Annotated in this window: 20 protein-coding genes; 8 read left to right on the top strand and 12 right to left on the bottom strand. The window is 55.3% G+C overall.

The features are described 5' to 3' along the window. Nucleotides 1-125: 125 nt before the first annotated feature. On the top strand, nucleotides 126-2,123 hold the full coding sequence (locus WF331_RS20900; RefSeq protein WP_041476521.1) for a heavy metal translocating P-type ATPase: 1,998 nt from the start codon (nucleotides 126-128) through the stop codon (nucleotides 2,121-2,123). A 92-nt stretch (nucleotides 2,124-2,215) separates the two neighbouring features. Here the strand turns inward: WF331_RS20900 and WF331_RS20895 are convergent, their stop codons facing one another. The 4 genes from WF331_RS20895 to WF331_RS20880 form a co-directional block, all read right to left on the bottom strand. Beyond that, complete coding sequence (locus WF331_RS20895) at nucleotides 2,216-2,440, bottom strand: hypothetical protein (RefSeq protein WP_010951451.1); 225 nt, start codon at nucleotides 2,438-2,440, stop codon at nucleotides 2,216-2,218. Between the two features lie 127 nt (nucleotides 2,441-2,567). Further along, nucleotides 2,568-3,593, bottom strand: a complete 1,026-nt coding sequence (locus WF331_RS20890) for a hypothetical protein (protein WP_010951450.1) — start codon at nucleotides 3,591-3,593, stop codon at nucleotides 2,568-2,570. A gap of 298 nt (nucleotides 3,594-3,891) precedes the next feature. Then, nucleotides 3,892-5,199, bottom strand: a complete 1,308-nt coding sequence (locus WF331_RS20885) for an OprO/OprP family phosphate-selective porin (protein ID WP_009395904.1) — start codon at nucleotides 5,197-5,199, stop codon at nucleotides 3,892-3,894. Between the two features lie 210 nt (nucleotides 5,200-5,409). Then, nucleotides 5,410-6,378 (bottom strand): LysR family transcriptional regulator, encoded by a 969-nt coding sequence (locus tag WF331_RS20880; RefSeq protein ID WP_010951447.1) that lies wholly within the window; start codon nucleotides 6,376-6,378, stop codon nucleotides 5,410-5,412. Nucleotides 6,379-6,635: 257 nt separating this feature from the next. Between WF331_RS20880 and WF331_RS20875 the strand changes: the two genes are divergently transcribed. Genes WF331_RS20875 through WF331_RS20865 form a run of 3 tightly spaced genes read left to right on the top strand, consistent with a single transcriptional unit; the run spans nucleotide 6,636 to nucleotide 9,452 of the window. Next, entirely contained in the window at nucleotides 6,636-7,055 is a 420-nt protein-coding gene (locus WF331_RS20875) for a GtrA family protein (protein ID WP_010951446.1), read from the top strand. After that, nucleotides 7,021-8,004, top strand: a complete 984-nt coding sequence (locus tag WF331_RS20870) for a glycosyltransferase family 2 protein (RefSeq protein WP_010951445.1) — start codon at nucleotides 7,021-7,023, stop codon at nucleotides 8,002-8,004. Before WF331_RS20875 ends, WF331_RS20870 begins: the two co-directional genes overlap by 35 nt. After that, nucleotides 7,998-9,452, top strand: coding sequence for a phospholipid carrier-dependent glycosyltransferase (locus WF331_RS20865; protein WP_010951444.1), 1,455 nt, complete (start codon nucleotides 7,998-8,000; stop codon nucleotides 9,450-9,452). Before WF331_RS20870 ends, WF331_RS20865 begins: the two co-directional genes overlap by 7 nt. An 82-nt stretch (nucleotides 9,453-9,534) precedes the next feature. On the opposite strand, the gene WF331_RS20860 is transcribed toward WF331_RS20865, so the two are convergent. Continuing rightward, a complete protein-coding gene (locus tag WF331_RS20860; protein WP_010951443.1) occupies nucleotides 9,535-9,756 on the bottom strand; it encodes a hypothetical protein in 222 nt (73 codons plus the stop codon). Nucleotides 9,757-10,022: 266 nt separating this feature from the next. Between WF331_RS20860 and WF331_RS20855 the strand changes: the two genes are divergently transcribed. After that, nucleotides 10,023-10,610: a hypothetical protein gene (locus tag WF331_RS20855; protein ID WP_010951442.1), complete on the top strand. Its 588-nt coding sequence runs from the start codon at nucleotides 10,023-10,025 to the stop codon at nucleotides 10,608-10,610. Between the two features lie 57 nt (nucleotides 10,611-10,667). Here WF331_RS20855 and WF331_RS20850 read toward each other — a convergent pair whose 3' ends face one another. After that, entirely contained in the window at nucleotides 10,668-12,086 is a 1,419-nt protein-coding gene (locus tag WF331_RS20850; protein WP_010951441.1) for a heavy metal sensor histidine kinase, read from the bottom strand. After that, nucleotides 12,083-12,757, bottom strand: a complete 675-nt coding sequence (locus WF331_RS20845; protein ID WP_003253457.1) for a heavy metal response regulator transcription factor — start codon at nucleotides 12,755-12,757, stop codon at nucleotides 12,083-12,085. Before WF331_RS20845 ends, WF331_RS20850 begins: the two co-directional genes overlap by 4 nt. Nucleotides 12,758-13,446: 689 nt before the next feature. Between WF331_RS20845 and WF331_RS20840 the strand changes: the two genes are divergently transcribed. Beyond that, a complete protein-coding gene (locus WF331_RS20840; RefSeq protein ID WP_010951440.1) occupies nucleotides 13,447-13,773 on the top strand; it encodes a DUF2790 domain-containing protein in 327 nt (108 codons plus the stop codon). Between the two features lie 32 nt (nucleotides 13,774-13,805). Here WF331_RS20840 and WF331_RS20835 read toward each other — a convergent pair whose 3' ends face one another. The 3 genes from WF331_RS20835 to WF331_RS20825 form a co-directional block, all read right to left on the bottom strand. Next, complete coding sequence (locus WF331_RS20835; protein ID WP_011953105.1) at nucleotides 13,806-14,156, bottom strand: DUF3147 family protein; 351 nt, start codon at nucleotides 14,154-14,156, stop codon at nucleotides 13,806-13,808. Between the two features lie 157 nt (nucleotides 14,157-14,313). Further along, nucleotides 14,314-15,219, bottom strand: coding sequence for a cation diffusion facilitator family transporter (locus WF331_RS20830; RefSeq protein WP_010951438.1), 906 nt, complete (start codon nucleotides 15,217-15,219; stop codon nucleotides 14,314-14,316). Between the two features lie 54 nt (nucleotides 15,220-15,273). Beyond that, nucleotides 15,274-15,612, bottom strand: a complete 339-nt coding sequence (locus WF331_RS20825; protein ID WP_079732563.1) for a zinc ribbon domain-containing protein — start codon at nucleotides 15,610-15,612, stop codon at nucleotides 15,274-15,276. Nucleotides 15,613-16,102: 490 nt separating this feature from the next. Here WF331_RS20825 and WF331_RS20820 point away from each other — a divergent pair, with 490 nt between their 5' ends. Continuing rightward, nucleotides 16,103-17,800 (top strand): phosphoethanolamine transferase, encoded by a 1,698-nt coding sequence (locus WF331_RS20820; protein ID WP_003298414.1) that lies wholly within the window; start codon nucleotides 16,103-16,105, stop codon nucleotides 17,798-17,800. A 122-nt stretch (nucleotides 17,801-17,922) separates the two neighbouring features. Further along, on the top strand, nucleotides 17,923-18,051 hold the full coding sequence (locus tag WF331_RS20815; RefSeq protein ID WP_003253468.1) for a hypothetical protein: 129 nt from the start codon (nucleotides 17,923-17,925) through the stop codon (nucleotides 18,049-18,051). Nucleotides 18,052-18,194: 143 nt separating this feature from the next. On the opposite strand, the gene WF331_RS20810 is transcribed toward WF331_RS20815, so the two are convergent. Beyond that, the gene (locus WF331_RS20810) at nucleotides 18,195-18,401 is read right to left on the bottom strand and encodes a hypothetical protein (RefSeq protein WP_003298411.1); all 207 of its coding nucleotides are present in this window, start codon (nucleotides 18,399-18,401) and stop codon (nucleotides 18,195-18,197) included. Nucleotides 18,402-18,415: 14 nt separating this feature from the next. Continuing rightward, nucleotides 18,416-18,625, bottom strand: coding sequence for a hypothetical protein (locus tag WF331_RS20805; RefSeq protein WP_003298409.1), 210 nt, complete (start codon nucleotides 18,623-18,625; stop codon nucleotides 18,416-18,418). Nucleotides 18,626-18,722: the final 97 nt, after the last annotated feature.

Genomic DNA, 18,722 nt, shown 5'->3' with positions numbered 1-18,722 from the left:
CCATAGCTTCGAAATGTTAACGCCTGGGCTCGGGCAAACCGTGCAATAGATCTTAGCCAACCAACAGAGACGGCTCCCCAACTGCAGAGGGCAATTGGAAGCCTTGACCCCAGAAGGGACGAGTTATGAAGAGTTTGCTTGAACGCCCTGATGACCAAGCCGGGCATGAAGGTCATAGCCATGAGCATGGCGGCATTTTTGGAATGAACACAGAGCTGATTTTCGCGCTGATCTGTGGTGCTCTCCTGGGTGCCGGAGCTCTCGCAGGAAAACTTGGCCTGATTGATCGTCTGCCTCTGATTCTGTACGTGTCGGCCTACGTGTTCGGTGGATGGTTCACCACTAAGGAAGCGGTTACCAACATCCGTCAGAAACGCTTCGAGATCGACTCGCTGATGCTTCTCGCCGCAGTCGGTGCCGCGAGCATCGGCGCCTGGGCGGAGGGGGCTCTGCTGCTGTTCCTGTTCAGTCTGGGGCATTCCCTTGAAAGCTACGCGATGGGGCGGGCCAAGAAAGCGATTGAGGCACTGTCCAAGCTCGCACCAGCCACCGCGATCGTACGCAGAGCAAATGGCACGGTGGAGATGCCCGTGGAGCTGCTGGTTCCCGGTGACGTTGTCATCGTGCGCCCCAATGACCGCCTGCCGGCCGATGGTTTTGTAGTCGTAGGCTCCTCAAGTATCAACCAGGCGCCAGTAACCGGTGAGAGCGTCCCCGTGGACAAGCAACCTGTTCCTGATGCCGAACTCGCACGCAGCAAGCCAGATGCAGTGGATGCAGCCTCGAAAGTCTTCGCCGGTACCATCAATGGCGAAACGCTCATCGAGGTTGAGGTAACCCGGCGCTCTACGGAGAGTACCTTGGCGCGGGTCATCAAGATGGTCAGTGAAGCCGAAGTCAGGAAGTCACCGACCCAGCGATTCACGGACCGCTTCCAACGCATATTCGTCCCGTTGGTTTTACTGCTGGTAGTCGGGCTGCTATTTGCCGGCATTTTCCTTGACGAGCCGTTCCGTGACTCGTTCTACCGGGCGATGGCCGTACTGGTTGCAGCCAGCCCCTGCGCGCTCGCGATCGCTACACCAAGCGCCATTCTCTCTGGCATCGCCAGGGCAGCCCGAGGTGGCGTGCTGATCAAGGGCGGTGCGCCACTTGAAGAGCTTGGATCATTGAATGCCATGGCATTCGACAAGACCGGTACCCTGACCGAAGGGCGCCCACGTATCACCGATGTAATACCCATAGGCGGCACGCAGATCGAGGATCTGCTAAACGTCGCCATCGCTGTGGAGTCGATGAGCGACCATCCGCTGGCTGCGGCAATTGTGCGTGACGGTGAAGAGATGATTGGCACACGGTGCCGATTCCAAGCCAAGAACATGAGCAACATGATTGGCCGCGGCGTGCGTGCTGAGCTTGATGGGCAGTTCGTCTGGATTGGCAAGGTCGAGATGTTCGGTACCAATGGTATTCCCGCACTCAGCAAGGCAGCCCTGGAGGCTGCGGAGCGTCTACGTCAGTCAGGCCGTACCACCATGGTGGTACGGCGTGCTGACAAGGATCTGGGCGCTATCGGGCTATTGGACACACCCCGGGAGGGGGCCAAAGAGGCACTCCAGAAGCTTAGAGAGATGGGCATCGAACGCATGGTCATGATTTCTGGAGACCACAACCGCGTTGCAGAGGCTGTAGCCAAACAAGTTGGCTTAGATGAAGCGTGGGGAGACCTGATGCCGGAAGACAAGGTCAAGGCCATCAAAAACCTGCGCCTTAGCGCCAAGGTGGCCATGGTGGGTGACGGCGTCAATGATGCCCCTGCCATGGCCAGTTCGAGCGTTGGTATCGCAATGGGGGCTGCTGGATCTGATGTTGCCCTGGAAACGGCTGATATCGCGCTTATGGCTGACGACATCAGGCAACTCCCATTTGCGGTGGGGCTGAGCCGTCACACGCGATCGATCATCCACCAGAATCTGTTCGTCAGCTTGGGGATTGTGGCCATCCTGGTTCCGTCCACCATCATGGGCTTGAGCATTGGTGCCGCTGTTGCGATCCATGAGGGCTCCACACTGTTGGTCGTCTTCAACGCCTTGCGCCTGTTGGCCTACCGCAGAAGCACCTGATCCCTGAGCTTCAATCATGAAGCTAAGCAGGGAAATGACCTGAAGTAGAAGTACGGGTCGTGCGCGATCAGCGCACGACCCGTACTTTTCTCTCACTCGTCGATCCCGATGCGCTTGAGGCTTTCAAGGGCCTTTCCGCACTCAGGTGAGCCATGCCGTAAGCCGCAGGCCAATGCAGCTTTGAGGCTCATGACACCGGCTACGAAACCGACTTGATTGCCGACTCCGTGTCCGTCCGCAAATCCCTGATCATACGCAATCTCGACAAGCGCATTGATCGCCGCCAGGGTGTCCTGTTTGTTTTTACTCTTTTGCATATCTACTCCGCGAGCATTCAGCTCATATCGCTCGGTTAGGTGGCGGCGCCTTCAGGTTTGGGGTGAGCGAATCCCGCTCCCATAGCCAATCCCTAACGGGGGGCTCAGCCCGCCACCGTAAGGAAAATCAGCTATTGAGAGCAGATGACTCGTTTTGGTCACCCGTGCTGCTCGCCTCACCGCATTGGCACTGAGTGGGTACATCCGGGTAGTCGCTGTGATTCTCAATGAACAGCGTTCGGCAGGTTTCGCACCCATAGATCCGGGGCAGGGATTTAAGGCCGCTCGGAAGCACGTCACTCAGAGGCTCGTTATGCCAAGGAGCCCCGTCAAGGATTCTTGAACGCAGGATGTTTCCCAGGCGCCAGGTGTCACTTTGTGCGCGCCAGGACCACATCGGCGCAGAAAGCGAATACTGGATGAAGGTCTCTTGTGACTGCCTGGATAGCGGGTACTTGGGGCGGGTCCAGCCGGAATCGATGATGCTGAACCCCATGCCCATTTCTGCGCTCGGGTGGGTCTTTTCACCAAAGAAACGGTCATGCGTCGCTGGAGCCGTCGCATGATGGTCAGTCGGTGGGAATACCCACAGATAACACTCATCCCGGTTGACCATGCTGATGAGCTCGCTTGGCCCCCGCATGGGGGAATTTGCAGCCAGGGCGAAGCGATCCTTCCACGACATTTTGGGAGGCGGCGCAATACCAGCAGCGATGGCCAACGTGGCAGTCTTGGGGACGAAGCGATCGCCTAGCTCGTTCAGATCCAGGTTCTTGCAGAGAGCCTTGAAGGCCTTTTTGCGAGTCTTCGAGCTGAAGGAGGGGTCAAGGAGCAGGCGAACCTGGTTCACGCCGATTCCCGCAGTTCGTAGCACCTCAATGACTTCTTCAGCCACACCGACTGCTTGAAGATCGGTCAATCCTAAGCACGTTTTCGCCCGCTCGACCGCCGCGTAGAGGTTGTACTGCCGTGTCTCGTTGTCACGACAGACCTGAATTGGCAGCTTGTCTTGGATGGCAACTTGCGGTGCAACGGAGCCGATGGCCGCGTGGAACAGCTGGTGGAGGTGCAGATGAGAGTACGGGCGGCCAGAAGCCGAGAACGAGGCGTGCAGCTGAGCAGCGAGAGGTTGAAGCAGCTTTTTTGCAGGCATGACTATCCCCTAATGAGCGACGTTGGGGTAGCTGCGCTTGTAGGGCCGTTAGACGCGAAGCTGGACGTCGAATCAGGTTCAATCATGAATAGGAGTCAGGTTTGATTTGCTTGCACGGCCACCATGCAAAGCCCGACGCGGCAATCACATCAGATTCGCCGAGCTTTGGCAAGAGCGGTCATCGGTAAGCGAAAGCAGGTAGGAGGAGGGCGCTCCATGCTTGATCACCTCCAGAAACAGGAAAGCCGGAAGCACGTTGAGCGCTTCCGGCTTTCTCACGTCAGACTGATGAGAGGGATCAGAAGACGTATTGCAGGCGGGTCACGATGGCATTGCCGCTGTCGTCGCCCACGGTGTTCTCGTTGTTGTCGGTGCGCACGTTGATGTAGTTGGCACTGACTTTCACCGCCTCGTTGACGTACCAGTTCACACCCACCGTGTGGCTCTTGGCCTTGCGCTCGTTCGATTGGTCCGCCGCGGTGACCAGGTTGCCGTCTTCGACCTTGATATCGTCAAAGCGGTAGAAGACTTCCCAGGCCCCCAGTTCCTTGTTCTCTGGTTTGATAGTGTCGAACTTGGCACCATCGAGCTTGTAGATACGCGGCTCGCCGGTCAGGGTGTAAGCCATCTGGGCGTAGTAACCGGAGGCCTTCATGTCGTTGTTGGCCTGGTCAGCTTTCAGCTTGCGGCGAAGGTATTCCGCTTGAACCGAGAACGGGCCGGTGGCCCAGGCACCTTCGAGACCCCAGACCGAGTCGTCCTTCCACAGGCCATCTTGTGCAGCAGCACCGCCAAACAGCATGCGGTTGCCGTTGGTGCCGGCATCGCCGCCGCCATTGGTATCTACACCGCGGACGCCCAGACGCGAACGAATCCGGGTATCGACCGCACTGTTTTTGAGGTCGCGGTAAGCGTACTGAGCACCGACGTGCAGGACGTTGCCATCACTGTGCAGCGGTGCGAACACGCCACGTACGTTGTAGCGCTTGGTGCTGTCGCCATCCGAGTTGTTATTGGTTTCGCTGAAAACGCTACCGGAAACATAAGCCATGTCAGCGATGGTGCTGGTGGCTTGAACACCCATGCCGGCGTTGTCGTTGATCCAGTCCGCCAGGTCGTACGAGAGGTTCCGCTCCATGGCGGTGGTCCACTTCGAACTGGTGGCTTTCTCAAGACCGAAGTCGGTGTAGAAACGGCCAAAGCGCAGTTGCACCGGCTTGAAACCCGTGTAGGTCAGGCTGGCTTCGTCGAAGTAGCCGTCGGAGTCGTTGCCCGTGTTGCGGGAAAGGTCGTAGTTGAGCTGATACTTCCAGTCGCGGTACAGCACGCCACCGAGCTCAAGGTAGGCGCGACGGAAGTAGCCTGCGTCAGCGGTATCGCCATTCTTGGTGAAGACACCATCGAAACGGCCGTAGTCGGCCTGAACTCGGCCGCCCAGTTTGAAACTGAATTCCTTGTCAGAAGTCGATACTTCAAGACCGCCCTTGGTCTTCAGAACGATGTCAGCTCCGTCAGTGGTTACTGTTCCGGAGAATGCTTGCGAGGAAAATGTGCCTATTATTGCGGCAGCCAACAGCTTTTCCCGCATGTTCGAAGAACGGATCATTGCTTGCCTCTCGTATGTTAAGTGCTTAGCTACCGACGTTATATTTCGCCCTGCGCCGGCCTAAATTTATCTTGCAGATGGGAGCAGGCCACGGTTGTCACCTGCTGTAACAAGATGCCTTTGTTCTAAGCACTCTGACTAGGTTGCAAGCGAATATGACAGTTGTGTTTCTGTAGTGTTAACGGAGGAGTTTCAAACCTAACAAAACTGTTACCGAACAAGCCAGTCCTTCTTATCAAAGAAGCTCTTCTTGATCAATCTTCGAATTTCCAAAACCTGCGGATTGCGGACAAGCTTCGTTTTGATAACAAGATAGACATCTTTCTCCTCCAGGTCGTCCAGGAAACCCGGCACGGGTAGGATATTTCTCTCCAGTTTTCGGCTGTAGTCGGGCAGCACTCCAATACACGCACCGCCAACGACAAGGCCTCGTGATAGGTTGTAGCTCTTGACCCGAGTGGTACCGCCCTGATGCTCAGCCATTATCGATGCCCACTTTCGTGAGCCCGCCAAGATCTCTTCATCCCAAGGGACAACGAGCATGAAGTTGTGCAAATCCAAGCTCTCCACTGGAAGGGTGACGCTTCTTGAATAGCGGCTGGAAATGAACAGGGCGTGCCCAATCCGGCCAAGCCGTTCAAACCTATACGTAGGATGGCGATCAAGCGCGCCTTTATCATCTGGGCTCACCAAAGCGATACCCACATCGACTTCACACTCAGAAAGCATCTGCGTTGTGCATTCTGAATGGATTTCCAGCTGCATTTCGGCATGATCACGCACGTAGGCGACTAGATCGCGGTTTACGATGTCGTTCAGCACTGGCTCTGTGATCGCGATGGTAAGCCTGGGGACTTCCTTTTCACCGGACTTGCCAAGGCCGTCTGGGCCGAAGAGCTGGCACAGGTAATGGCTGACCCTCTCGCCTGTGCGGGTCAGGGCAAGCTTGTTGTGTTTGTAGACAAACACGGGAGCACCAATGTGCTCTTCCAGTTTCTCCAAGCGTTTCCGCAGGCCTACCACTGGCACATTGAGCCCTCGGGCAGCCTGTTTGAAACTGGCACAACGTGCTGTTGCGAAAAACTCTACGGCCAGCTGATCATCAATTGGCAAATCATCCAATATGTCAGGGCTGTAAGGAACAACGGTGCTTGTATATGTTTCATTTTGTGTAACCATTAGGTCCCCCTTAATTCGGGGAATCTATCTCAATGCCACCCGGTGTTTCCTTATCTTGTCAACATTGTAATCCACGGGTCATGCATGCGTTATCGGAAGGCTTTTATTTCGAAAGCGTAATTTTCAGGCAATCCCTCTGATATTGTAGCGTGCTAGCCTAGTGCGCCGACTTGTTACTTACCATATATAGATTCGGCTAATTACGCATTTACATTTAGTTCACTATTTTTTCACCTTTGCCTCCATAGGCTTTGGGCATGGAAAATCAAACCCCACCTCTTACTACCTTACTGATTCGTTATCTGGGGATCGGCTTCATAGCAACGGGAGTCCATTATGCGGTGTTCCTATTGCTGGTTACGACAGAATTCGTTACTCCGTTACTGGCCAGTATCTGTGGCGGCATGGTTGGCGCAATCGCGAGCTTCATTGGAAATAGGGCGCTCTGTTTTGTGGCAGATGGCTCTCGTAAGTTTCAGCCTGTCAGGTTTGCACTGGTCGCGTTAACCACAAACTTCGGCAATGGCGTGGGTATGTGGTTCCTCATCAAGTCGAATCTGTCACCGCTCATCTCCCAAGTCGTAGTGACCTTAAGCCTCACTGCACTTGGATTCATTGCACATCGTTTTTGGACATTCAATCATGCAGACATTACATCGCTTTCCCGAGCGCCCTGATCCCTTGTTAACCATCGTGGTCCCTTGCTTCCAGGAAGAGGAAACCATCCCCGAGTTCCACCAGCGAATCACCCGCGTGGTGAAGCGCTTACCCGTCTCCTGCGAAATCCTCTATGTCGACGACGGCAGTAATGACCGGACGGCCGACATTCTTCGCCACTATCAGGATGGGTCATCTGTACGTTGCCTGTCCCTGAGTCGCAACTTCGGCAAAGAGGCTGCACTGAGCGCCGGGATAGACCATGCCCGTGGCAGTGCGCTGATCTTCATTGATGTCGACCTGCAGGATCCACCAGAGCTCATCGCGGCCATGGTGGACTACTGGCAACGCGGCTACGACGTGGTGAACATGCAGCGCAACCTGAGAATCGGTGATTCGTGGTTCAAGCGCATGAGTGCCCGGGCTTACTACTGGGTCATGCAGCGCCTGGTGGAGAAGGTGGACATGCCGGCCGATGTCAGCGATTTCCGATTGATTGGGCCTGCGCCGCTGGCAGCCCTGCGGGCCCTGGATGAACGCTCCAGGATTCTCAAAGGCATGATCGGCTGGGTAGGCTTTCGTACCATCGAACTGCCCTACAATCGCACTGTTCGCCATGCCGGGAGCACCAAATGGAATGCAGCTGGCCTGTTCAATCTGGCCATCGAGAGCATCGTCAGCTTCTCTCGCAAACCACTGCGCATTTTCAGCCTCATCAGTTTCGGTCTTTTCGTCTCCAGCATCTGCTACATGCTTGCGTCGCTTGTGGCAGGCAGTTTCGACATCCATCACCTGATCGTCGGAATGGCTTCATTCATGTGCGTCGGTGTCGCCATGGTGGGGGAGTACCTGGGCGTGACACTCGCGGAAGTGAAGCGCCGGCCTCTCTATTTCCTGAAGCACAGCAACAAGGCAGATCCCGTGTCACTCCACCCTTCGATGGCTTCGATCGAGGGTAAGAAATGCTGAACCTGAAGAACGAGAGGACGCTGTGGTGGGTCCTGGGTTCGATTTTGCTATTGCGTTTGGTGGGGCTGGGCATCTACCCGCTGATGGACACATCTGAGGCCCGTTACGCTGAAATGGCTCGCAAGATGGTCGAGTTGAATGACTGGATCACGCCCATGTTCGACTACGGGGTACCGTTCTGGGGCAAGCCTCCGTTGTCCTTCTGGACCCAGGCCGCGAGCATGACGGTCTTCGGCGTTAACGAGTTCGCTGCGCGCTTCCCAGCGTGGCTACTCCACCTGGCAAGCTGTTTCATCATCATCAAACTCGGCACGCAGCAGATTTCTCGTAACGCCGGCATCTGGGCTGCCATTATTTTTTCCAGCACCACACTTGGCCTGGTCTCCAGCGGTGTTGTGCTGACTGACCCTGTTTTGTCGTTCTCGATTCTGCTGGCCAGCTACGGTTTCTGGCGTTGGATGAAGTGCGCCAGCAAGGCGGATGCCTACCTGATGTTCGCAGGTCTCGGGCTGGGCTTGCTTGCCAAAGGGCCGCTGACCCTGGTGCTTATGGGGGCGCCGGCATTCGCCTGGTTCGTTATCTACAAGGAATGGGGACGGGTACTGAGGCTTCCCTGGATTAGCGGCCTTGTACTCATGTTCGGTATATCCGTGCCATGGTATGTCGCGGCCGAGATGAAAACGCCCGGCTTCATGGAGTACTTCTTCGTTGGTGAGCACTGGAGCCGCTACGTCGTCAGTAACTGGGCAGGGGACCTCTATGGTAGTGCTCATGCCAAGCCGTACGGCAGCATCTGGATCCAGCTCGGATTGTCGCTACTGCCATGGGCCTTGTTTCTACCACTGTTGATCCGCAAGCGTGGATCGATGCAGCGCTTCAAAGCCTACCTCTGGCTGTGGGCCTTGGCGACACCGGTCTTCTTCACATTTGCAGGCAACATTCTGTGGACCTACCTGCTACCCGCGCTGCCAGCGTGGGCATTGCTGCTGTCTGCACGGGTCAGCGAAGTTGGCCCGAAGACCACCTGGGCTGCCGCTGCGAGCGCATTGGTGTTGCCAATCATCGGTGCGGGCATCATCTACGCCGGGGTACTAGAGGAGCGCCCTCAGAATCAGCGGGATGTGGTTCAAGCCTGGCTCAATGTGCAGTCTGCTCATTCCGCTCCCCTGATCTATCCTGGCCGCCGCTCATACTCGTCGGAGTTTTACAGCAGCGGGAAGTCCGAGAACATCAAGGATCCTGCCAAGTGGCCGCGGGATGGCTCGTTCTATCTGTCCAGGCGCTTGCGAGACAGCAAGGATGGTCTGCCCGCTGATCTAGCTTGCACATCGATCACCGAAGCGAACGCCAGCCAGCTCCTGCTGTGCCATTGGAAACGCCCCGCACAAGGTGCCGAGGGTCTGGCCGGAGAAAGCAATGCGGAAACGCCTCGCAAGAACGAAGGCTAAATTCCAAGCACAAAAAAGCCAGGTTTTACCCTGGCTTTTTTGTCGATTTCTTTCGTCATTTGAAGTCCTATTTAACCGCCGATTAATTGTCGGCTTGTTCCTTACCATCCTTGCTTTCTTTCTTTTGCTCTTGAGCGACTTGTTGTTTGTTCTGGTCCGAAGAGTCATCGCTCCATAGGCGAGCCTGTTCGGTTCGGAAGTTCTCGTTGAACTGTTTCGTTCGCTCGAAGCCGCCTTCAGCGTAAGCGGTACCCATGAGACCCAGCAGCAGGCTGCCAATAGCGATAGATTTGACAAATTTCATTGTGAACCTCGGTTCATACTAGGCCAACCTGATTAGCGGCCTTTGTTGGTTTGTAGTTTAGGAACGCGAAGCTAACGACAAGGTGAGTCAATAATTACAATTCCGTAATTTTGGCTGCAGATAGGATGCGTTAAATCTTCAAATCTGGAAGGATCATGTCTATCTCGGCACTGTCGAGGGCGACTTCGAATTTTCTCTTAAATTACAATTTTGATATCTAGCGCGTTAATTCAGCGCGGCGTTGTTGGCCGCCCTAGGAGATAGCCATGAATGACATAGAGCCCTGGGCAGTTGCTATCGGTGACTTTCGCCGCTGCACTGAAAAACTCACTGTCCAGCTCGATGAGCTGACCTCGCAGACGCGCACCTCCAGCGCTGTTCTGGAGAGGTCGAACGAACTGGTGGAGCAGGTGGACGCTGTCGGCCGGCAGATTCAGGAGGAGGTGCGAAAGGCGGAGAAGGCTTGGTCGAACGCGGAGGAGGTTGCCTTGCGCGCCGCTGCATCAGCGTATTCAGCTGCATGCCGCGGAGTCGACACCGCCATCCAGCCACTGATCTCGGAGCTTACAGCAGCGACAAAGGCGGCGGACGCCTCTATCCAGGAGCTCAAGCGGGCACCGGTGCTGGCCAAGCGTTATGTGATGGTGGTCGCCACGGCGTTCTTCATTCTGGCGCTGATCTGTGTCTACTCGACCATGCGCCTGATCGATGCCGCCGGCAGCGTAAGTGCTCAAGAGAAAGTGAATGCTCAGTACTTCTCACACCTGTGGAAAAACGCCAATCCTGACGAACAGAAGATTATTAAGTCGGTGATTCTGCGGTCGCCCATGGACCCTGTGGTCCTTCGGCACTGATGCATTGAGGCAAACAAAAGGCCCGTCGATTGACGGGCCTAATCGTGTCTGCGCAATTTAAGCGGCGGTCATTGCCGGCTGCATTTGCTGGGCTTCCGGAAAGTGAAGGTGGAACCAGGTGAAGTTTTCTTCGGTCACCTCCACGCTCGCCGATCCCTGGTGCAGACTCATGATCGACTGCACAATGGCCAAGCCAAGACCGGTACCGCCTTCGCTCCGTGCTCGGCTCTTGTCCACACGGTAGAACCGCTCAAACAAGTGCGCGTGGTGTTCCTTGGCAATACCACGGCCGGGGTTGCCGACACTCAACGTCGTACCGCTCGCACTATGCTGCACCTTAACGTAGACCGTGCGGCCGCGAGGGCAGTAACGGATCGCGTTCGAGACCAGATTCGAGACGGCACGTTGAACCATCAGGCGATTCCCGCGCACCACGTCATCACTGCCGGAGATCTGCAGCTGAATCTCGCCTTCTTCTGCTGAAATGCTGAAGAGATCGCACACTCGCTGAACCTCGTCGACCAAGGAGACGGATTCGAACTCCACCATTGATGCTGGATGACTGACCTGGGCCAAGAACAGCATGTCGGAAACCATGCGGCTCATGCGGTCCAGCTCTTCTGTGCACGACTCCAGAACCTCCCGGTACTCGGAAAGCGATCGTTCTCTGGTCAAGGCAACCTGGGCCTTGCCCATCAGGTTGGAAAGCGGTGCTCGAAGTTCGTGAGCAAGGTCGTCAGAAAACTGCGAGAGCTGCTGAACCCCATCATCCAGGCGAGCCAGCATGATGTTGATGCCGTCGGCGAGCATTTTGAGTTCTGCCGGCATCCCATCAGTTGGAAGGCGATGGTCGAGGCTCTCGGTTGAGATTTTCGAGGCGATCTTGAGGAACTTGGTCAGTGGTAGCAGGCCTCTGCGCACAGTCCACCAGCCAATGGCCAAGATCAGTGCGAGGATGACGGGGGACATCATCAAGGCCCAGGTCAGCAACGCATCGAGCAGCGCCTCACTGGATGACTGGTCCATGGTCATATAGACGCTGACCTCTGTTCCATCGCCCAAACGCATGATTCGAGAAGCACTCAGCAGAGGACGGTCCTGCGTATCACGCCATTCGTGCTCTTTGGGCTGGGCCGCCGGCTGAAACTTGTGCACCTCCAGATTGACCTGTTTCGAGCCAATCGAGAGCAGGGGAGTCTGATTCTGTGAGGTATCGAATATGCTCACATACAGGTTGTTGTGGCCCATGACCAAATCGACAAGCTGATGCGCATCCGCGTTGACGCCGGAGATGTCCGGGATGGTGGACAGGTTGTGAGCCATCCCCGCCATCTTTACTTCCAGGTCTGCTCTGGCATTTCTTTCCAGAGCCTTGCCTACCATCAGATAGCCAAAGGTGGCGAACAGAAGCAGCAACGCTGCGCTCATCAACCCAACTTTTAACCCCAGCTTTGCAGCCAGGCTGAATGGCCTCATGCGCGTTCCTCAAAAACGTACCCAACGCCACGAAGCGTGTGAATGAGCTTGGTTTCAAACGGGTCATCGATCTTCGAGCGCAAGCGCCGGATGGCTACATCGATGACATTGGTGTCGCAATCGAAATTCATATCCCAGACCAACGAGATGATCTGAGAGCGAGTCAGCGCTTCGCCCGTTCGGCTCATGAGCAGGTGCAGAAGCGCAAATTCCTTGGTGGTGAGATCGATGCGTGTGCCACCGCGGAAGACGCGATGGCGGACGGAGTCGAGTTCCAGATCGGCAATTTTCAGCGAGCTCTTCTCGACTAACTCATCACCACGGCGTTGCAGCGAACGGATGCGAGCAAGCAGCTCAGGGAATTCGAATGGCTTCACAAGGTAGTCATCCGCGCCGCCGTCCAAGCCCTTGAGCTTGTCATTGATGCGTCCGCGGGCGGTCAGCATGATGATGCGGACCCGGCTGGTCTTACGGATGGTTTCCAGCAGGTCCCAGCCGTCGATACCCGGGAGGTTCACGTCCAGGAGGACCAACGAATAGACATTAGTGTTGAACAAGTGCAGAGCATCTACACCGTTGTGCACGATATCTACGACATACCCGCTTTCGGATAGGCCCTGCTGAAGATATTCGGCAGTTTTAATTTCGTCTTCCACAACTAGAACGCGCATAACTTATCTCAAGGTGTGAGGAAGGAGTTGGCCTAATCCGCCAAGATTATGGTTGCAGGCTGTTCGAAAGTTTGGCTGAGGGTATGGCATGTGGTAGTCGCTACCTCTGTCCATACGCCGGGTCACCTGAGGACGCTTGAATCTTAACGCGAAGAAGCTGGCCGCGGCGAAATCCTACAAATTTGTAATGTAGCCGCAAGATTTCTGACAGTCATGCAGGCTCCACCCCTAAGCATAGCGGATTCTGGGGCCTGCGGCGGTGTATGACAGATTCGCCTGGCAGGTGGAATCGGCCAGGACAGGCAGCATTTCGGTCGTTAGCTTGCAAGGACTGGTACTGGCCTTGGATCGAGGGCGCCACGCAGGCAGACCCCATGCACGGCCGCAAACCGCAGCGCCTTTCTGCAAATTAGTTCACGTGGCGGCTCGATATTCTCTCGAATAATTATCTTACAATCTATTACATGTCCAAATTGTAATTGCACGATCATCTTGGTGTTAGCCTCCTTTGCTAGTTTAAGGGCAGCGGAAGAGGCATCGCTGCTTTGGAAATTGTCTCATTTCAAAGCAGCTTGGCAAGAGCACCGAGCAGTTGTTCGCGCCAGTGCATTCACCTGTAAACCATACGCTCCTTTGGTAGGTGAATTTTAGCGCCCCCCTACGGGCGCTTTTTTATTAAGGGACTTCTTATGAACACTACTGTATCAGCGATCGCCGTGTTTATGCTCTTTACATCACTAACAGCCAATGCCCAAAGCGGTATGGAGATCAATAAACACATCGAGCGTACTGCTAGAGAGGCTACAGCGGATTATGCTCAACGCGTAAAAAAGCCCATGCCTCAACTAGAAGACTACGCCTATGGCATGGACCTGGACGTTGGTAAGTTGGTGTATGTATCACCCAATGTGCGGTACTGCGGTAATGTAAGAAGCATGATGACCTACGAAGACTCGAAAGGCGAACTGCACATGGTTCGCTACCTGGTGAAGGGCGAGTGTGTTAATAGCCGTTAAGACTCATCAAGATGATCCCTGCGGCCACCGGATCATAGAAGCTCAATGCCGAACCGGCGCAGCAGTATGGCGAAGCCTCCGAAGCTGGCCATTGTGATGAGGATGCTGCTGATCAGTGTCGGCCAAAAGCCGAGCTTAGGTAGCAGCAATGGAAAAGCAATAAACATCGGCAGGGTCGGAAGCACGTACCAGAACGTGTACCAAGCATGGTTGGAGATCTTCTCCATGCTCTGGTTCTCTAAATAGAGCCAGACCAACGTCACGACCGTGACCAAGGGTAGGGCGGCGACCAAGCCGCCCAGCTTGTCGCTGCGTTTCGCCAGCTCTGACACGAGAATCACTATACCGGCAGTGAGTAGGTACTTCGTGATGATCCAGGCCATCGCTGAGCCTTCTGGAGGTTGTTGACGAGGGCAGGCGAAGCCATTCACCAACCCCCTTGAAGCGCTCCTGCCGTTTACGGCATCCCTCACCGCATTTTTTTTGCAACATCACCCTCAGCCAGGAGGGTGATGTGTTTGCATGGTGTTTACCGATCGGTCAGTGCGAGGGTGAGGGAACGCTCTCGTGGAAAGCTGCCCGCTCGATCTGGATGGTGCAGTGATGGATTTCGAATGCATCGCTGACAGCATCCACGACGGCCGCCAACACAGCATCCCCATCTGCAGAATCCCGAACCACTACGTGCGACGTCATCACGTTACTGCCACTGCTGACAGCCCACACGTGCAAGTCATGAACGTCCGTCACGCCATCTACTCCGAGGATGGTGGCCTCGATTGCCGTAACGTCGAGCCCCCTCGGGACACCCTCCATGAGGATCCCCAGGCTTTCGCGAAGCAACTGCCACGTCCGCGGCAGAACCCAAAGGCCGATCGCCACAGCGACAATCGTGTCGACCCAGGTCCAGCCGGTGAAGCGGATGATAAGTGCCGCGATGATTACGCCAAGCGAGCCGAGCATGTCGCTCCAAACTTCGAGGTAGGCTCCTTTGACGTTGAGGCTTTCGTTGCTCGCAGATGCCAGAAGGCGCATCGAAATTAGGTTGATGATCAGGCCGGCGATTGCGATCCACATCATCGCTCCGGTAGCGATCTCCGCCGGCATGAAGAAGCGCTGGTAGGCCTCATACAAGATGTACATCGCCACCAGGAAGAGCAGCACGGCGTTGAACGTCGAAGCCAGAATTTCCAGGCGCGCATAGCCGAAGGTTCTTTTCTGATCCGCCGGCCGCTTGGCTATCTGAAGTGCAATCAGTGAGATCGCCAAGGCGGCAGTATCTGTGAACATGTGAGATGCGTCCGACAGCAGCGCCAGGCTGCCGGTAATCCACGCACCGATCACTTCTGCAATCATGAAGCTGCCAGTCAAGCCGAGCGCCATGATTAGCTTCTTCTGATGCCCCTCGCGTACTGCAGCGCTGCCATGGTCATGATTTGAACCCACGTATTTCTCCTTGCGCAGGGTTGTGGTCTCGTTGGCCTTCCTGTCTACCTAGCCTTAGAGCGTCGCTTGGCCACACTGACTGCAAAATCTTGCTCCTGCACTCAGCAGCGAGCCGCAGGCGGTGCAACCACTCGATAGCGGTGTTCCGCAGTTTAGACAAAAGCGTGCTGACGGATCGTTGGCCGTCCGGCACTGCCTGCAGCCCTGCAGATCTTTGATGGGGGCAGGAGTGGGAGGGCGCCCGCCGTCATACACCTGATTACCGCCGTCGCAGCCCTGCTGCCGGCCATGGCGATCATATTGCTCGGCCCCATGTCCCCCGCTGTGGTGCTTGCCTCCACCGTGGTTTCCACGGCCATGGTGCCCGCCCAGGATGTTTTTGAAAAAGCTCATGGTATTCGCCCCTCATTGATGGGTGACATATTAACGAGCAAAAGTTGAAAATTATGTTCTGCTCGCGAGAAAGACTTGTAAGTTGAATTGAAAGTTCAAAATTAGCCTACGACAAAACGAAACCGTTTTGTTTGTGAAATTAAATTTATCTAGCTGAGCGGAGCATTGCTTTTGGTGGGTAGTATTCCCCTAATTTTGATCATAGCGTGATCAATGACAATCAAAACAGCAGTAATTGGATTTCTGTCAGCATTGTAATCCCGAGGTCATCGTGTCGTTATCAGGTCCCGGAAATAATGCGCTCAGCGAGATTCATTTCTCTTTTTATCCCTATGCCTCACACATACTAAGCGTCCCCAACGCCTAGGGGCCTAAGGCCTCTGACGCTCCGCACATTGCGCAATCGCTCAGCATCTGTCGACGGTTTGCCTTGTAGCTCCCGCTAACTCCATAGCTACCGCCATGGATAAGCAGCTTCCAGAGTTTGATAATGACACCTTCCAAATCCATTGTTCACACCCTGTTAAGCAAATGGATCTTTGCTATTCGCAATGCGCGGCAGAAAGGCATCAGTACTAATTTGCTAATCGGCCTGGTGACTTTTTGGTTACTGCTATTCGCGAACGCTGAGCTCTGGAACGTGCTCTGGAAGCTGGTATTCAAAACCGATGAAGTGAACTGGCAGCTAGCGGCTAGCCTCCCAGTCATAGTATTCGCATGGGTGTTTACCGTTCTGAGCTTGCTGTCATGGGGGCGGCTGGCCAAACCCATACTGTGCCTGGTACTGATCAGCGCGTCTTTTGCGAGTTACTTCATGAATGCCTACGGCATCGTGATCGATTACACAATGTTCACCAACGTTGTGGAGACCGACGTCGCTGAGGCAACCGAGCTGCTGAATTGGAAGCTCGGTCTTTGGGTCGCAATGGTTGGGGTGTTGCCCGTCTACCTGATTGCCCGGGTTCCCCTCCGGCGCAAGCCTTGGGCCAAAGCTTTGGTCAGCAGGTTCATTGCTCTGTCGCTCGCTCTGTTGACCTTATCTGGCATCGCGTTGAGTCAGTACCAGTCGTATGCCTCCTTGCTGCGCAACAATCGGGAGATCCGGCTGATTCTGGTACCTACCAACTTGTTTGCGGCTGGCCATGGGTACCTGAAGCGTCAGCTGGCCTCACCTAAAACGCTGACGGCCATTGGTACTGATGCGGTAGTTAATCGACAGGGTGCGGCTCGTAAACCCAGGCTGCTGGTACTGGCAGTAGGAGAGACCGCTCGCTCCGCCAACTTCTCCCTCAACGGCTACTCCCGTGAAACGAATCCGGAACTAGAAAAGCGAAATGTCATTAGCTTCACGAACGTGAGCTCCTGCGGTACCGCTACCGCGGTCTCGCTGCCATGCATGTTCCTGGACGTGGGTAAGGCCCAGTACAAAGATGGCTTGGCCAAGAGCCGAGAAGGGCTGCTCGACGTGCTTCAACGCGCTGGCATCAGTGTCATGTGGACTGACAACAACTCGGGGTGCAAAGGGGTCTGCGACAGGGTTCCCAACCACAAGGCTGCCTCTCACGCGGATTCCCAACTGTGCACCAGCGAGGAGTGTAAGGACGGGGTGCTGCTCACGGAGATGCAAGACTTCATCAAGCGCCAGGAAGGCGATGCTGTCCTGGTGCTCCACTACAAAGGCAGTCACGGCCCGGCCTACTACAAGCGCTACCCCTCGCAATTCAAGAAATTCGCACCGGTGTGCGAGACCAACGAGCTCGACAAATGTAAGCAGGAGGAGGTGGTCAATGCCTACGACAACTCAATCCTCTACACCGATTATGTGACTGCAAATCTCATCGATATCCTGGCGGCCAACACCAAGTTCGACACTGCGCTGATGTACGTTTCGGACCACGGCGAATCGCTGGGGGAGGGTGGGCTCTATCTACACGGGCTGCCTTACGCGATGGCTCCTGACGAGCAAACAAAGGTGCCGTTGGTACTTTGGATGTCTGACTCGCTCGCGAAGAGCGAAAAGGTCAACGTGGGTTGTTTGAAAGCTCAAACCACGTCACCGCTGAGCCACGACAACCTGTTCCACACCGTGCTCGGCATGATGAACGTCCAGACGTCTTCGTATCGCTCAGCGCTGGATTTCACTGCCCCTTGTAAGCCCTTTGTCGGAGGCTCTTATTCTGGCCTCTGAATGTTCGATGTGGACCGGATCATCGGCCAGGCGGTTCTGCACCAGCCTGCTTTGACAGCTGAGAGAAGCTGGACTAATTACATAGCTGCATTCAACAACCCAAGCGGAAAAGGAAGTTTTGCATGAGCATCAAGCCAGGCCCAAAGCGCACCAATGAAGATGGCACTCCGGACAAAAGGCAGCGAGTCACCCCTGAAAAGCAGAAGGACCATCCGGACCTGAAACCCCACAAGCACAAAAAGGGGGAGTAAGAAAAAAGCAGCTCTCGGGAGCTGCTTTTTTTTTGGGGCTGTGTGCAAACCCTCCCGACCGTCTCGCTGATCAATCGGACCGCGTCGTGAGTCTTCCGCTTGGCTTGATGGATTCTGAAGCTACCTCCGGATCGGTTATCCCTTCAGTGCGGACGACGAGACTGATATCCCAGAGCGTTGAGCTGATACTCGCTGACAGCCCGAAATTGTGATTCTGCGATTTGACGCAGGCGCTCAACCTCTTCGGCAGATGAGCCAGAAGCCTGCGCCTCGTGGTATTGCTTCATCGCATCCACTGCGTCGGTATACATGGGGTGGTCGGGGAGAAGAGCTGGCATCTTTTTCGTCATGTAGCGGCAGGTCCTCACTGGATAGTCGACGGTGGTTTACCTGCTTTGAGGAGCTGAAAATCAATGACCGCCTGATAGAGCGAATCTGCCAATGGGTGAAGACGCTGTACCTCAAGGTCTGGCAATCCAGCAGCCTCCGCTTCGTGGGCCTGTCGGATAGCTTCAAGCGCTTGCCTCATCAGTGGCTCACCAGCCTCGACCATTCCAATGAATGTGCGCTTCACAACATTTTGCTCCATTCAGCTGAAGATGAATTATAGGACACCGCGGCGTGGCAAGGCCCCGAGCAGCATAGGTGTTCGACGCCCGACTGAACGAATC

Source organism: Pseudomonas sp. YNh, from assembly GCF_037993085.1.
Lineage (GTDB): Bacteria > Pseudomonadota > Gammaproteobacteria > Pseudomonadales > Pseudomonadaceae > Aquipseudomonas > Aquipseudomonas putida.
This window is presented reverse-complemented; position numbering and strand designations above follow the sequence as displayed.

What these genes read in the sequence shown, in the direction of transcription:
- WF331_RS20880 (WP_010951447.1), bottom strand. Translation starts at nt 6,378, where the DNA reads ATGGTTACACAAAATGAAACATATACAAGCACCGTTGTTCCTTACAGC.
- WF331_RS20875 (WP_010951446.1), top strand. Translation starts at nt 6,636, where the DNA reads ATGGAAAATCAAACCCCACCTCTTACTACCTTACTGATTCGTTATCTG.
- WF331_RS20885 (WP_009395904.1), bottom strand. Translation starts at nt 5,199, where the DNA reads ATGATCCGTTCTTCGAACATGCGGGAAAAGCTGTTGGCTGCCGCAATA.
- WF331_RS20855 (WP_010951442.1), top strand. Translation starts at nt 10,023, where the DNA reads ATGAATGACATAGAGCCCTGGGCAGTTGCTATCGGTGACTTTCGCCGC.
- WF331_RS20820 (WP_003298414.1), top strand. Translation starts at nt 16,103, where the DNA reads ATGACACCTTCCAAATCCATTGTTCACACCCTGTTAAGCAAATGGATC.
- WF331_RS20815 (WP_003253468.1), top strand. Translation starts at nt 17,923, where the DNA reads ATGAGCATCAAGCCAGGCCCAAAGCGCACCAATGAAGATGGCACTCCG.
- WF331_RS20860 (WP_010951443.1), bottom strand. Translation starts at nt 9,756, where the DNA reads ATGAAATTTGTCAAATCTATCGCTATTGGCAGCCTGCTGCTGGGTCTC.
- WF331_RS20895 (WP_010951451.1), bottom strand. Translation starts at nt 2,440, where the DNA reads ATGCAAAAGAGTAAAAACAAACAGGACACCCTGGCGGCGATCAATGCG.
- WF331_RS20825 (WP_079732563.1), bottom strand. Translation starts at nt 15,612, where the DNA reads ATGAGCTTTTTCAAAAACATCCTGGGCGGGCACCATGGCCGTGGAAAC.
- WF331_RS20900 (WP_041476521.1), top strand. Translation starts at nt 126, where the DNA reads ATGAAGAGTTTGCTTGAACGCCCTGATGACCAAGCCGGGCATGAAGGT.
- WF331_RS20870 (WP_010951445.1), top strand. Translation starts at nt 7,021, where the DNA reads ATGCAGACATTACATCGCTTTCCCGAGCGCCCTGATCCCTTGTTAACC.
- WF331_RS20840 (WP_010951440.1), top strand. Translation starts at nt 13,447, where the DNA reads ATGAACACTACTGTATCAGCGATCGCCGTGTTTATGCTCTTTACATCA.
- WF331_RS20890 (WP_010951450.1), bottom strand. Translation starts at nt 3,593, where the DNA reads ATGCCTGCAAAAAAGCTGCTTCAACCTCTCGCTGCTCAGCTGCACGCC.
- WF331_RS20850 (WP_010951441.1), bottom strand. Translation starts at nt 12,086, where the DNA reads ATGAGGCCATTCAGCCTGGCTGCAAAGCTGGGGTTAAAAGTTGGGTTG.
- WF331_RS20810 (WP_003298411.1), bottom strand. Translation starts at nt 18,401, where the DNA reads ATGACGAAAAAGATGCCAGCTCTTCTCCCCGACCACCCCATGTATACC.
- WF331_RS20835 (WP_011953105.1), bottom strand. Translation starts at nt 14,156, where the DNA reads ATGGCCTGGATCATCACGAAGTACCTACTCACTGCCGGTATAGTGATT.
- WF331_RS20845 (WP_003253457.1), bottom strand. Translation starts at nt 12,757, where the DNA reads ATGCGCGTTCTAGTTGTGGAAGACGAAATTAAAACTGCCGAATATCTT.
- WF331_RS20865 (WP_010951444.1), top strand. Translation starts at nt 7,998, where the DNA reads ATGCTGAACCTGAAGAACGAGAGGACGCTGTGGTGGGTCCTGGGTTCG.